Below are 13378 nucleotides of genomic sequence, written 5' to 3'. Positions count from 1 at the left end.
TCACCCTGACACCACCATCTCCTTGCGCCTCAAGCTCAAGCGCGCCGGGTGGAACGATGCCTTTCTTTTTGAGCTCCTCGGCCACATGCGATAGCCCTGCCCTCCAGGGGAGGTGAGCGGCCCCTAAATCTTCGCGGCCGTCTTCGGCCAATATTTGTCGCGCAAGTGCCGCTTCACCAGCTTGCCGGTCGGCGTGCGCGGCAGCTCGGCTTCGAAATCGATCGAGCGCGGGCACTTGATGGCGGAGAGGCGGTGCTTGCAATAGGCGATCAGGTCGGCTTCGAGTGCTTTGCCGGCACGGCTCATGTCGTGCGGTTGCACCACCGCCTTCACCTCTTCGCCCATCTCCTCGTTCGGCACGCCGAACACGGCGACGTCGGCGACCTCGGGGTGGGTGATGAGCACGTCCTCGGTCTCCTGCGGATAGATGTTCACGCCGCCGGAGATGATCATGTAGGATTTGCGGTCGGTGAGGTAGAGGAAGCCGTCCTTGTCGAGATAGCCGACGTCGCCGAGCGTCGACCAGCCCTTGGCGTTGTAGGCCTTCTTCGTCTTCTCGGGGTCGTTGTGATAGGTGAAGGCCGGCGCGTCCGCGAAATAGACCGTGCCAATCTCGCCCACCGGCTGCTCCTCGTCGTTCTCGTCCAGAATCTTGATCGTGCCGACCACGGCGCGGCCGACGCTGCCGCGGTGCTCCAGCCATTGCTGCGAAGTGCAGACCGTGACGCCGTTGCCTTCCGAGCCGGCGTAATACTCGATCAGGATCGGTCCCCACCATTCGATCATCTTGGCTTTGACATCGACAGGGCAGGGCGCGGCGGCGTGGATCGCGCCCTTGAGTGTGGAGACATCGTATTTGGTGCGCACCTCGTCCGGCAGCTTCAGCATGCGCACGAACATGGTCGGCACCAGCTGCGACTGCGTGACCTTGTATTTTTCGACCAGCTTCAAAAATTCCTCGGCGTCAAAATGCTCCATGATGATGGAGGTGCCGCCGAGCACGATCGCCATCATGTTGAAGCGCAACGGAGCCGCGTGATAGAGCGGCGCCGGCGAGAGGTAAGTGCTTTCGGCGTTCATGCCGCACATGTCGGCGCAGAGCACGCGCAGAAACGGATTCGGCTCGTCGATCGCTTTGCCTTCGAAGGCCTTCTTGACACCCTTGGGCCGCCCGGTGGTGCCGGACGAGTAGAGCATGTCGTAGCCGGCGACCTCGTCTGCGATTGGCGTCGTCGGCTGCGCGGCGGCTTCGTTGTCGTAGGAGCGGAAGCCCGGTGAGGGCTCGTCCATCATGTAGAAGATCGGCTCGCCGGCGGCGCCCCTGATCAGGCCATTGATCTGGTCGGCGCATTTCGGTGTGGTGATGACGACCTTGGCGCCGCAATCCTTCACGATGTAGTCGATCTCGTCCTGCTTCAAATAGCGGCTGATCGCGGTGTAATAGAGCCCGCTGCGTTGTGCGGCCCAGCAGATCTCCATGAAGGCGAGCCGGTTCTCCATTAACAGCGCGATGTGGTCGCCGGCCTTCAAGCCAAGCGAGCGGAACAGATGCGCGCCCTGGTTCGAGAGCTCGTCGAGCTCGCGATAGGTGATCGCCTTGCCGCTGCCGGCCATTCGATAGGCGCTCTTGTTCGGCGTGGTGCGGGCGTGGATGGAGGGGTGAGTCATGTCTCTGCTTGTTCAGTTAGGTGTGGCGTTCCCCGGACGCAGCGCATCGCGCAGTGGTGCGCTGCTGATCCGGGGTCCACTGTGAGGCATGGGCCCCGGCTCTGCGCCGCCGCGCTTCACGCTGCAGCGCGACCGGGACACGCGAAGGCTTACAGCCGCTCCACGATCGTCACGTTGGCCATGCCGCCGCCCTCGCACATGGTCTGCAGGCCGTAGCGCTTGCCGCGCTGGTGCAGGGCGTGGACTAGCGTGGTCATCAGCTTGGTGCCGGAGCCGCCGAGGGGATGGCCGAGCGCGATGGCGCCGCCGTTGACATTGAGACGCTCCGGGTCGGCGCCGGTGGTCTTCAGCCACGCGGTCGGCACCGAGGCGAAGGCCTCGTTGACCTCGAACAGGTCAATGTCACCAATTTTCATGCCGGCCTTCTCCAGCGCGCGCTTGGTCGCGTGCAGCGGGGCGTCGAGCATGATGACGGGATCACCGCCCGTCATGGTCATGTGATGGATGCGGGCGAGCGGCTTGACGCCGAGCTGCTTAAGGCCGCGCTCGTTCACCACCATGACGCCGGAAGCGCCGTCACAGATCTGGCTGGCGCTGGCCGCGGTGAGCTTGCCGTTCTCGGCGATCAGCTTGACGCCCTTGATGCCGTCGAGACTGACGTCGAAGCGGATGCCCTCGTCGATGTGATGGGTGTCCTTGCTGCCGTCCGCACGGGTGATCTCGAGCGGCACGATCTCCTTCTTGAAGTGGCCGGCCTGGGTGGCCGCGATCGCGCGCTGATGGCTGTTGTAGGAATATTCGTCGAGCTCATCCTTGGAGAGGCCGTACTTCTCCGCCATCATCTCCGCGCCGGTGAACTGGCTAAAGACGATGTTGGGATACTTCTTCTCGATGCCCGGGCTCTTGTAATTGCCAAAACCGTTCTTGGCCGGGAGCTGTGACGACAGGCCCATCGGCACCCGCGTCATCGATTCCACGCCGGCCGCGATCACGACGTCCATCGCACCGGACATCACGGCTTGCGCGGCGAAGTGCAGCGCCTGCTGCGAGGAGCCGCACTGGCGGTCGATCGACGTGCCCGGCACGCTCTCCGGCAGTTTTGAGGCCATCACCGCATTGCGCGCGACGTTGTTGGACTGCTCGCCGACCTGCATCACGCAGCCCATGATCACGTCCTCGACCTGGGCGGGATCGACCTTGGTGCGGTCGACCAGCTCGTCCAGCACCTTGGCGGCGAGATCGGCCGGATGCCAGCCGGCGAGGCGGCCCCCCTTGCGCCCGCCCGCGGTACGCGCAGCGGCGACGATGTAAGCCTCGGCCATGTCGGTTTCTCCCTGAATTTCTTGATTGGGGTTGGTTGTCGGGGAGGGATTTAAGGGGCGCGAGATCGTTTAGTCAATCGATCAATTAACTCTTGTGATGCGGCGCGGCTTGGGCTTATCTGCGCGCCTCACGAGGCATGTTCAGGGATCTCTGTGGCTACCAGCGTACCGACCAAGCTCCCCAGCGGGAAGAATTCCACGGCAGAGAAATTGCTCGTGGCCGCAAGCGAGCTGATGATCGAACGCTCCTCGATCGAGATCTCGCTCTCCGACATCGCGCAGAAGTCGGGCGCCAACGCCGCGTTGGTCAAATATCACTTCGGCAACAAGGACGGCCTGCTGCTGGCACTGCTCGCGCGCGATGCCGCGACCGAGCTGTCCAATCTCGAATACCTGCTGGCGCAGCCCATCACACCGACCGCGAAGCTGAAACTGCACATCGGCGGTATCATCCGCGCCTATTACCGGTTCCCGTACATGAACCGGCTGATCCATTATCTGCTGCACGAGACCAATGCGAGCTCCGCCGACGAGGTCTCGAAGTTCTTCGTGGCGCCGCTGCTCGACTTTCACCGCCGCCTGCTCGCCGAGGGCGAGCGAGCCGGCGAATTCCGCGCCACCGATCCGGTGCTGTTCTACACCAGCCTGATCGGCGCCTGCGACCATCTGTTCTTCGGCCGGCACGCGATGTCGCGCGCGACCGGGGTCGGCCCGGTCACCGACGAAGTCTGCCGGCAATACATCAAACACATGGAAACGCTGATCTGCGGCGGCATCCTCGCGCAAGCCGAGGAAGCTGTCGCGGCCGGGTGATCCGGCCGAACTTTCAAGTCCAGAGAAGAAACGCCCAAGGAAAGGTACAAGCGATGCAGTTGAAAGACGTAGCCGTTCTCATCACCGGCGGCGGTTCGGGGCTTGGTGCCGCGACCGCCCGGGCCATGGCCGCCAAGGGCGCCAAGATCGGCGTGATCGACCAGAGCAAGGAAAACGCCGAGAAGGTTGCTGCCGAAGTGAAGGGCGTCGCGCTCCATGCCGACGTCACCAGCGAAGAGCAGATCAAGGCAGCGATCGCCAAGGCAGAAGCCGCGCATGGCGTGGCGCGCGTACTGATGAACTGCGCCGGCATCGGCGGCTCGCAGCGTATCGTCGGCCGCGACGGCGTTTACCCGCTGGAAAAGTTCGCCCGCATCATCAACGTCAACCTGATCGGCACCTTCAACTGCCTGCGCCTGTTCGCCGAGCGCCTGGTCACGATCGAGCCGATCGGCGAAGAGCGCGGCGTCATCGTCAACACAGCCTCGGTCGCCGCTTACGAAGGCCAGATCGGCCAGATCGCCTATTCGGCCTCGAAGGGCGGCGTCGTCGGCCTGACGCTGCCGGCCGCGCGCGACCTCGCCAGCCAGAAGATCCGCGTCAATACCATCGCGCCCGGCCTGTTCTTCACGCCGCTCTTGATGGGTCTCAACGAGGAGGCCCGCAAGAGCCTGGGCGCCCAGGTGCCGCATCCCTCACGCCTCGGCGACGCCAACGAATACGGCATGCTCGCCGTGCACATCGTGGAGAACCCGATGCTGAACGGCGAGACCATCCGTCTCGACGGCGCCATCCGCATGGCGCCGCGGTAAGGCTCTCTTCCCTTCTCCCCTTGTGGGAGAAGGTGGCGCGAAGCGCCGGATGAGGGGTCTCTATCCGCGGACGCAGACCCCTCACCCGAGCGAACTCGTGGCTACCGACGTGCATGCCCTCTCCCACAAGGGGAGAGGGCACAATAATAGGCACCTCCCGCGCGCATGCACGAGGCCCCCATGTCCCGACCGCTGCTGATCGAGCATGATGACGGCGTTGACCGGGTGACGCTGAATCGTCCTGAAAGCCTCAATGCGCTCGATCCGGCGCTGATCGATGCGCTCAACGTCTACTTTCAGGGGCTTCAGCGCAACCGCGACACGCGCGTCGTGGTGTTGCGCGGCGCCGGCACGAATTTTTGCGCGGGCCTCGATCTCAAGGCCGCGATGGCTCGTCGCGCCGGCCAGCAGGAGCCGCCTGGCGTTACCGAGTCGCTGGATTCGCAGCGGCGCATCGCCGACATCGTGATGTTGATGCGGCGCTGTCCGCAGCCGATCCTAGCGCTTGTGCAGGGCGCCGCGGCGGGCGGCGGCTTTGCGCTGGCGCTTGCCTCCGACATCCGCATCGCCACGAAATCGGCGCGCATGAATTGCGCTTTCATCAAGCTCGGCCTCGGCGGCTGCGACATCGGCACCAGCTATTTCCTGCCGCGGCTCGTCGGGGTGTCGGTGGCGTCCGAGTTGATCCTGACGGGGCGTTTCATCGGCGCCGAGCGCGCGCTCGCGGTCGGGCTCGTCTCGGAGGTCGTCGACGAGGACAAGCTCGATGATGCAGCCGCGCCTTATGTCAACGCGATGATGACGGCCTCGCCCGTGGGGCTGAGTCTCTCCAAGGAATGTCTCAACATGAGCGTCGATGCCGGTTCGCTGGAAGCTGCGATCGCAATGGAAGACCGCAACCAGGTCCTGTGCAGCCGTTCCGAGGAATTTTCGGAAGGCATCAGGGCCTTCCTTGAGAAGCGAAAGCCTGTCTATATCAAACGCTAAAGACAAAGATCCGCCAAGGACAAGAAATTCCGGGAGACGCAAAATGAGTGGAAGCGCGGCGGCGGTGATGACGAAGCCCGCCTTTCGCAAGGTCGAGTGGCTCGCGCGCGACATCGCCGTCGAGCGCCGCGGCGACGGCACGGTGGTGCTGAAGTCGCGCATTCCGCTGCAGCCTTACGAGAAGCACATTCCAGCTTCGCTGGCGAAATGGGCGAAACAGGCCCCCGAGCGCATCTGGCTCGCGCAGCGCGGCGGAGTGAATCGCGAATGGCGCAAAGTGTCCTATGGCGAAGCCAAGCGCACCGTGGATGCGCTGACGCAAGCGCTGCTGAACCTCAAGCTCGAGGGACGACCCGTCACGATCCTCTCCGGCAATTCGATCGAGCACGCCCTGATGACGCAGGCCGCGATGCAGGCGCGCGTTCCGGCGGCTCCCGTGTCGCCGGCCTACTCGCTGATGAGCCACGATCACGTCAAGCTGAAATATCTGTTCGATTTGATCCAGCCGGCCGTGGTGATGGTGCAGGACGGCCCGATCTTCGAAAAGGCACTGAAGGCGCTCGACCTCACCGGCGTTACCGTCGTTCACGTCGCGCGCCCCTGCGATGGCATCAAGAGCGTCGGCTTTGCCGAACTCGCCGCAACGCCGGTGACCGCCGAGGTCGAAGCGTCGGTTGCACAGATCACGCCCCAGACCATCGGCAAGCTGCTGTTTACCTCCGGCTCGACCGGCATGCCAAAAGCCGTCATCAACACGCAAGCGATGATGTGCGCCAATGCGGCGATGATGATGCAGGTGCGGCCCCGGGATCCCAGCGGCCCGATCTCGACCATGCTGGACTGGATGCCCTGGAACCACACCATGGGTGGCAATGCGGCGTTCCACCCGATCCTCGTCGATGGCGGCACACTCTATATCGATGACGGCCGGCCGGTGCCGGGCCAGTTCGAAGAGACGCTGCGAAACTTGCGCGAGATCTCGCCGACCTATTACGCCAACGTGCCGGCCGGCTATGCTGCGTTGGCGGCGGCGATGGAGAAGGACGACGCGCTGTGCCGCTCGTTCTTCAAGAACCTGTCGATCATGGCCTATGGCGGCGCGCGCCTGCCGGACGATCTCTACGATCGCATGCAGGCGCTCGCGGTGAAGACGACCGGTGAGCGCATCGTGTTCTACACCGGCTGGGGCTCGACCGAGACCGCGCCGACCTCGACCGGCACGTATTGGGAGACCGAGCGCGTCGGCCTGATCGGGCTCCCGTTCCCCGGGGTCGAATTGAAGATGGTGCCGTGCGGCTCGAAATACGAACTTCGCCTGCGTGGCGTCAACGTCACGCCCGGCTATTTCGGTCAGCCTGAGCTGACGAAGAAGATGTTTGACGAGGAGGGTTTTTACTGCATCGGCGATGCCGGCATCTTCGTCGACGAGAAGGATCCGGTGCAGGGCATCATCTTTGCCGGGCGCGTGGTGGAGGATTTCAAGCTCACTACGGGCACCTTCGTGCACGTCGGCTCACTCCGGACCGATGCGATCGCGGCCGCAACGCCCGTCGTGCATGACGCGCTGGTCGCGGGACAGGATCGCCCGTTTATCGGCCTGCTGGCCTGGCCGAACCTGCACGCTTGTCGCCAACTCGTCGGCAATCCCGATCTGAGCTTTGCGGATGCGGTCAGGCACCCCGAGGTGATCGCTTGCTTCAGGCGCGGGCTGGAGACGCACAACCGGGAATGCGAAGGCGCCAGCAGCCGCATCATCGCGCGTGCCATGCTGATGGCCGAACCGCCCTCCATCGACGGCAACGAGCTCACTGATAAGGGCTACATCAACCAGCGCGCCGGCTTGGAGCGCCGCGCAGCGCTGGTGGAGCGGCTTTATGCGGATGAGCCGGATGAAGATGTGATCGTGCTGCGATGAATGCGCAACACTCTCAACCTCGTCATTCCGGGATGGCCAAAGGGCCAGGTCCGGAATGACGGCTTCAATGAGTACGACGAATAAAAAGGTAGCCCGCCATGAACTTCGATTTCTCCGACGACCAGAAGCAGCTCCGCGACCAAGCGCGCAAATTCCTCACCGAAAAGTGCTCGCCCAAGGCCGTACGCGTCGTCCTCGACGGCAAGGCGTCCTATGACAAGGAGTTGTGGAAGGGCCTTGCCGAAATGGGGTTTCTCGGCGTCGCGATCCCGGAAGAGTTCGGCGGTGCGGGCGCCGGCCATCTCGAGCTCTGCGTGATCGCGGAGGAAATGGGACGCGCGAACGCGCCGGTGCCGTTCTCCTCAACTGTTTACCTCGCCGCCGAAGCGCTGCTGATCGCCGGCAGTGACGCGCAGAAGAAAAAGTGGTTGCCCGCTATTGCCTCGGGCGAGGCGATCGGCACGCTGGCGCTGTTCGAAGGCAAGGGCAATCCGTCGCCGAAGAATGTCAAGCTGGCCGCTTCGAATGGCGCGCTCAACGGAGTCAAGAAGCCGGTCGCCGACGGCGCCATCGCCAATTTCGCGGTGGTCGCCGCGCGCACAGGATCGAGCGGACGTGAGAATGACATCTCGCTGTTCCTGGTCGATCTCAGGGCCGGCGGCGCCGAGGTGAAAAGCCTCACCAACCTCGATCCGACCCGTGGGCAGGCCGAGATCACCTTCAAGGACTGTAAGGCCGAGCCGCTGGGGGGCATCGGTGAGGGTTGGAGCATCCTCACCCAGGTGCTCGACCGCGCCGCGGTGCTGTGCGCGTTCGAGCAAGTAGGCGGCGCCGACCGCGCCCTGGAAATGGGCCGCGACTACGCGCTCGACCGCATCGCCTTCGGCCGGCAGATCGGCTCGTTCCAGGCCGTAAAGCACATGCTCGCCGACATGTATGTCTCGGCGACGCTGGCACGCTCCAACAGCTATTACGGTGCCTGGGCGCTCTCGACCAGCGCAGCCGAATTGCCGGAAGCCGCCGCCGCCGCGCGCATCAGCGCGACGCAGGCGTTCCAGCACTGCGCCAAGAACAACATCCAGGTTCACGGCGGCATGGGTTTCACCTGGGAGTTCGACTGCCACATGTACTACCGCCGCGCCAACGCCATGGCGCTCGGGCTCGGCAGCCTCACCTATTGGGAAGACCAGTTGATCGACCGCATGCGGAAGAAGAACGCGGCGTAACGTTGTCGTCATTCCGGGCGCCGCAAAGCGGCGAACCCGAAATCTGGAGATGAGTGAATAACATCGAGATTCCGGGTTCGCGCTACGCGCACCCCGGAATGACAGAGAGAAAGAGCCATGAACTTCGACGACACCCCGCAAGAGGCCGCATTCCGCGCCACCGCCCGCGCATGGATTGATGCGAACGCGCCCAAGCAATACGAAGAAGAGCTGCGCAAGTCCTCGCTCGGCCGCACCCAGCTCAGGAACGCGAACATTCTCGAGGTCGCAAAGGCCTGGCAAAAGAAGAAGGCCGATGCCGGCTGGGCCTGCCTGCACTGGCCGAAGGAGTACGGCGGCCGCGGCTCATCGCCCATCGAGCGCGTGATCTGGCAGCAGGAGGAGGGCCCGTTCGGAAAGCTCTCCCACATGTTCATCATCGGCCACGGCATGTGCGGGCCGACCATGATGGCATTTGCGCGCGAGGAACATAAGCGCACCTATCTGCCGCCGCTCGCTTCCGGCGAGAAGGTCTGGTGCCAGCTCTTCTCCGAGCCGGCCGGCGGCTCGGACGTCGCGGGGCTTCGTACTCGCGCGGAGAAGGACGGCGATGAATGGGTCATCAACGGCCAGAAGATCTGGACATCAGGCGCGCATTATTCCGACTACGGCATCCTCTTGACCCGCACCGATCCGACCGTGCCTAAGCACAAGGGCCTCACCATGTTCTTCCTGGACATGAAGAGCCCGGGCGTCGAGGTCAGGCCGATCAAGCAGGCGAGCGGCGCGTCCGATTTCAACGAGGTCTATTTCACGAATGTCCGCATCCCCGACCACCAGCGCCTCGGCGAGGTCGGTGACGGCTGGAATGTCTCGCTGACCACGCTGATGAACGAGCGCATGTCGATCGGCGCAGGCGTCTCGACCGGCTTTCCGGAGCTGTTCGAATATTGCTCCAGCCTGATGCTCGACGACGGTCCTGCGATCGATGATCGCGCCGTGCGCGCGAAGCTGGCGAACTGGGCGGTGAAGGCGAGCGGCCTGCGCTACACCAGCATGCGCGCGATCTCGGCGCTCTCGAAGGGCGAGCGGCCGGGGCCGGAGAATTCCATCGGCAAGCTGGTGGCAGGCTCGATGATCCAGGACGTCGCGACCTACGCGCTGGACTTGCAAGGTGCGGCTGGTGTCGTCAGCGGTCCAGAGGATGCCGAAGTCGCGGGCCGCTTCCAGGCGATGCTGCTGCGTGCACCGGGTACGCGCGTCGAAGGCGGCACCGACGAGATCATGCGCAACATCATCGCCGAGCGGGTGCTGGGCCTGCCGGGCGACATCCGTGTCGACAAGGACGTGCCGTTCAACAAGATCCCGACAAAGGGAAGAGGTTAATCATGTCCCGGAGGCGGTGCGGTACGAAGTGCCGCTCCGCCGCGCCGGGACCCCGAGCTACAATGGGCCCCGGCTCGAGAGCGCACCGCTTTGCGCTGCGCAGCGTCCGGGGCAGGGAGAGGAGAGTTCGAAGATGAATTTCGACGACACCCCGCAAGAGGCCGCATTCCGCGAGACCGCGCGCAAATGGGTCGAGGCCAACGCGCCGAAGGAACTCCATGCCGAGTTATCAAAATCTTCGCTCGGCCGAATCCGCCTCGCCAAGCAAGACATCGTCGATGTCGGCAAGGCCTGGCAGAAGAAGAAGGCCGAAGGTGGCTGGGCCTGCCTGCACTGGCCGAAGGAATATGGCGGCCGCGGCGCGACGCCGATCGAACGCGTCATCTGGCAACAGGAAGAGGGCGTCTACGGCAAGCTGACGCAACCGTTCCAGATCGGTGAAGGTATGTGCGGCCCGACTGTGATGGCCTTCGGCAGCGAAGATGCCAAGCGCCGATACTTGCCGAAGCTCGCCTCTGGCGAGGAGATCTGGTGCCAGCTTTTCTCGGAGCCGTCGGCCGGCTCCGACGTTGCGGGCCTCCGCACCCGTGCCGAGAAGAAGGGCGATAGCTGGGTCGTCAATGGCCAGAAGATCTGGACCTCGGGCGCGCATTATTCCGACTACGGCCTCTTGATTACGCGCACCGATCCGAATGTGCCGAAGCACAAGGGCCTCACCATGTTCGTCCTGGACATGAAGAGCCCGGGCGTCGAGGTGCGCCCGATCAAGCAGGCCAACGGCATGCAGGAGTTCAACGAGGTCTATTTCACCGACGTCGTGATCCCCGACAGCCAGCGCCTCGGCGCTGTCGGCGAGGGTTGGAGCGTATCGCTGACCACGCTGATGAACGAGCGCATGTCGATCGGTGCGCGGCTCGCAACCGGCGTGCCTGAGATATTCGAGTTCTGCTCGAATCTGATGCTGGAGGACGGGCTTGCGATCGACGATCCCGCCGTGCGTTCGAAGCTCGCCAGTTGGGCCGTGAAGGCGAGCGGGCTGAAATACACCAGCTACCGCGCGATCTCGGCGCTGTCGAAGGGCGAGCGACCGGGCCCGGAGAATTCGATCGGCAAGCTGGTCTCGGGCATGATGCTCCAGGACATCGCGACCTACGCCATGGACCTCCAGGGCGCAGCCGGTGTTCTGACAGGCAGCGACGAGGAGACGGTGCAGGGCCAGTTCCAGCAAATGCTGCTGTCCTCGCCCTCGATGCGCATCGCCGGCGGCACCGACGAGATTTTGCGCAACATCATCGCCGAGCGGGTGCTAGGTCTGCCGGGCGACATCCGCGTCGACAAGGATGTGCCGTACAACAAGATCCCGACCAAGGGACGGTGATCTCACGCCTCGCGGTATCTCGTAGGATGGGCCAAGCGAAGCGTGCCCACCCTATGCAGATGCTCAGGGGTAAGTTTGCCGGTGGGCAGGGCGCTATCGCGCCTTTGCCACCCTACGAGGACAACGCGAGCTGATCCATGGACGCACAAGTGAAACAAACCGACCGCATCGGCGTGCTTGAAGAGCTGCTCAACGAGCGCTACTCCGTTCGCGCTTTCCTCCCCAAGGAAGTCGACCGCGCCACGATCGAACACGTGCTGAAGACGGCGCAGCGCACGGCGTCCTGGTGCAACAGCCAGCCCTGGCAGGTTGTCATCGCCAGCGGCGCGGCCAAGGAGCGCTTTCGCCAGGCGATCTACACGGAAGCCTCCGGCGGTCTTGGCGACGATTACGATTTCACCCCGCCGCGCGAATATGTCGGGGTCTATCTCGAACGCCGGCGCGAAAGCGGCTTTCAGCTCTACAACACGCTCGGCATCGCCCGCGGCGACAAGGCGGCCTATGCCAGGCAGGCACTGGAGAACTACAATTTCTTCGGCGCGCCGCATGTCGCGATCATTCACACCAACGAGCCGCTCGGCATCTATGGCGCGATCGATTGCGGCGCCTATGTCTCCAACTTCATGCTGGCCGCGCAGGCGCTTGGGCTCGGCACCATTCCGCAGGCGGCGCTGGCACGCCATTCCGGTCTGATCCGCCGCCACTTCAGCCTGCCCGACGATCGCCGGATCGTCTGCGGCATCTCGTTCGGCTATGCCGACCACGCGCACAAGGTCAACAGCTACCGCACCTCGCGGGCGAGTGTGGCCGATAGCGTGATCTTCGTGGACGAGTGATCGGCGCTGCGAGCTTGGCACCATCGGCGACGCACAAAGGCGGCCGCGGAAGCGGCCGCCTTTGTCTGTCTCACCCAGTTGACGCCGCCGTCAGCCGCCGCTGCCGCCGATCACGGCCCGCACGGTCTCGTCGGGCCCAAAGTCCTCGGCGCCCTCGACATAGAGCAGCGCGGCGAGCTTCGAGCGGGCGCGGTTGACGCGGCTCTTGATGGTGCCGACGGCACAGCCGCAGATCGAGGCCGCATCCTCGTAGGAGAAGCCGGAGGCGCCGACCAGGATCAGCGCTTCACGTTGGTCCTGTGGAAGCTTGTCGAGCGCCGTACGAAACTCCTCGAACTCGAGATGCGCATTTTGTGACGGTTGCGTCTTCAGCGTCTTGGCGTAGTTGCCTTCGGCGTCCTCGACCTCCCGCCGCCGCTTGCGATAGTCGGAGCGGAACAGGTTGCGCAGGATCGTGAACAACCACGCCGGCAGGTTGGAGCCAGGCTGGAACGAATCGATGTTGGCGAGCGCGCGAAGCAGTGTCTCCTGCACCAAATCGTCAGCGCGGTCCGCATTGCCGCTGAGCGAGATCGCGAACGCGCGCAGACTCGGCACGGCCGCCAGGATGTCGTTACGCAGGGAGTCGGTGAGAGGCATTAATCCCTCCCATTGCTGTTGTCGTTGGATCCGCCCTCATTTTCCACTTGGGAAGTCGCTCCTTGTGCATCAAGCTTCTTGATCAGTTCAGCGAACCGATCCGGAACCCCCTGCCGCACCACATCGTCGTACATGGCGCGCAGCTGATGCCCGATCCGGGATTGGATCTCCGGAGTGAGCCCTCCCTTGCCGGGGGTCGTGCTTTTGCTGGCTTGAGACTTGAGATCTTTCATGACCTGTTCCACGTTTCCCCGAGTTAAGTGACTGTAAAATCGAGAAATTTTCTCAACCGGGAGCCGTTCCCTGGATAGGCACAATGCGAGCTGCGAGAAAAAGTTCCGCGCAATGCGGAACTTTTCTGAAGCTGAGGCGTAAACAGCCGAGCAGGGGAACCCGGGCCCCCCGCGTAACGCCTGA

Annotated in this window: 12 protein-coding genes; 8 read left to right on the top strand and 4 right to left on the bottom strand. The window is 63.8% G+C overall.

The window, feature by feature from the left end:
* Positions 1-123: 123 nt before the first annotated feature.
* Together IVA92_RS25035 and IVA92_RS25030 are read right to left on the bottom strand one after the other, a co-directional pair.
* The gene (locus tag IVA92_RS25035) at positions 124-1668 is read right to left on the bottom strand and encodes an acyl-CoA synthetase (protein WP_247277741.1); all 1545 of its coding nucleotides are present in this window, start codon (positions 1666-1668) and stop codon (positions 124-126) included.
* A 149-nt stretch (positions 1669-1817) separates the two neighbouring features.
* Complete coding sequence (locus tag IVA92_RS25030) at positions 1818-2990, bottom strand: acetyl-CoA C-acetyltransferase (RefSeq protein ID WP_247277740.1); 1173 nt, start codon at positions 2988-2990, stop codon at positions 1818-1820.
* Between the two features lie 153 nt (positions 2991-3143).
* On the opposite strand from IVA92_RS25030, the gene IVA92_RS25025 reads away from it, so the two are divergent.
* The 8 genes from IVA92_RS25025 (at position 3144) to IVA92_RS24990 (ending at position 12322) form a co-directional block, all read left to right on the top strand.
* Positions 3144-3803 carry a TetR family transcriptional regulator gene (locus IVA92_RS25025; RefSeq protein ID WP_346015514.1) on the top strand — a complete coding sequence of 220 codons (660 nt, stop codon included), beginning with the start codon at positions 3144-3146 and terminating at the stop codon, positions 3801-3803.
* 53 nt (positions 3804-3856) lie between these two features.
* The gene (locus IVA92_RS25020) at positions 3857-4615 is read left to right on the top strand and encodes an SDR family NAD(P)-dependent oxidoreductase (RefSeq protein ID WP_247277738.1); all 759 of its coding nucleotides are present in this window, start codon (positions 3857-3859) and stop codon (positions 4613-4615) included.
* Between the two features lie 180 nt (positions 4616-4795).
* The gene (locus IVA92_RS25015) at positions 4796-5602 is read left to right on the top strand and encodes an enoyl-CoA hydratase-related protein (RefSeq protein WP_247277737.1); all 807 of its coding nucleotides are present in this window, start codon (positions 4796-4798) and stop codon (positions 5600-5602) included.
* Between the two features lie 43 nt (positions 5603-5645).
* Positions 5646-7517 carry an AMP-binding protein gene (locus tag IVA92_RS25010; protein ID WP_247277736.1) on the top strand — a complete coding sequence of 624 codons (1872 nt, stop codon included), beginning with the start codon at positions 5646-5648 and terminating at the stop codon, positions 7515-7517.
* A gap of 98 nt (positions 7518-7615) precedes the next feature.
* The gene (locus IVA92_RS25005; RefSeq protein ID WP_247277735.1) at positions 7616-8743 is read left to right on the top strand and encodes an acyl-CoA dehydrogenase family protein; all 1128 of its coding nucleotides are present in this window, start codon (positions 7616-7618) and stop codon (positions 8741-8743) included.
* A gap of 117 nt (positions 8744-8860) precedes the next feature.
* Entirely contained in the window at positions 8861-10108 is a 1248-nt protein-coding gene (locus IVA92_RS25000) for an acyl-CoA dehydrogenase (RefSeq protein ID WP_247277734.1), read from the top strand.
* A 133-nt stretch (positions 10109-10241) separates the two neighbouring features.
* A complete protein-coding gene (locus IVA92_RS24995) occupies positions 10242-11486 on the top strand; it encodes an acyl-CoA dehydrogenase (protein WP_247277733.1) in 1245 nt (414 codons plus the stop codon).
* Between the two features lie 137 nt (positions 11487-11623).
* Positions 11624-12322 carry a nitroreductase gene (locus IVA92_RS24990; RefSeq protein WP_247277732.1) on the top strand — a complete coding sequence of 233 codons (699 nt, stop codon included), beginning with the start codon at positions 11624-11626 and terminating at the stop codon, positions 12320-12322.
* 90 nt (positions 12323-12412) lie between these two features.
* Here the strand turns inward: IVA92_RS24990 and IVA92_RS24985 are convergent, their stop codons facing one another.
* Both IVA92_RS24985 and IVA92_RS24980 read right to left on the bottom strand, forming a co-directional pair.
* Positions 12413-12961 carry a sigma-70 family RNA polymerase sigma factor gene (locus tag IVA92_RS24985; RefSeq protein ID WP_008543571.1) on the bottom strand — a complete coding sequence of 183 codons (549 nt, stop codon included), beginning with the start codon at positions 12959-12961 and terminating at the stop codon, positions 12413-12415.
* Positions 12961-13194, bottom strand: coding sequence for a NepR family anti-sigma factor (locus tag IVA92_RS24980; RefSeq protein WP_247277731.1), 234 nt, complete (start codon positions 13192-13194; stop codon positions 12961-12963). Before IVA92_RS24980 ends, IVA92_RS24985 begins: the two co-directional genes overlap by 1 nt.
* Positions 13195-13378: the final 184 nt, after the last annotated feature.

The organism is Bradyrhizobium sp. 154, from assembly GCF_023073875.1.
GTDB lineage: Bacteria > Pseudomonadota > Alphaproteobacteria > Rhizobiales > Xanthobacteraceae > Bradyrhizobium.
Note: the sequence above shows the minus strand (reverse complement) of the source record. Positions and strands in the feature narration are given on the sequence as shown.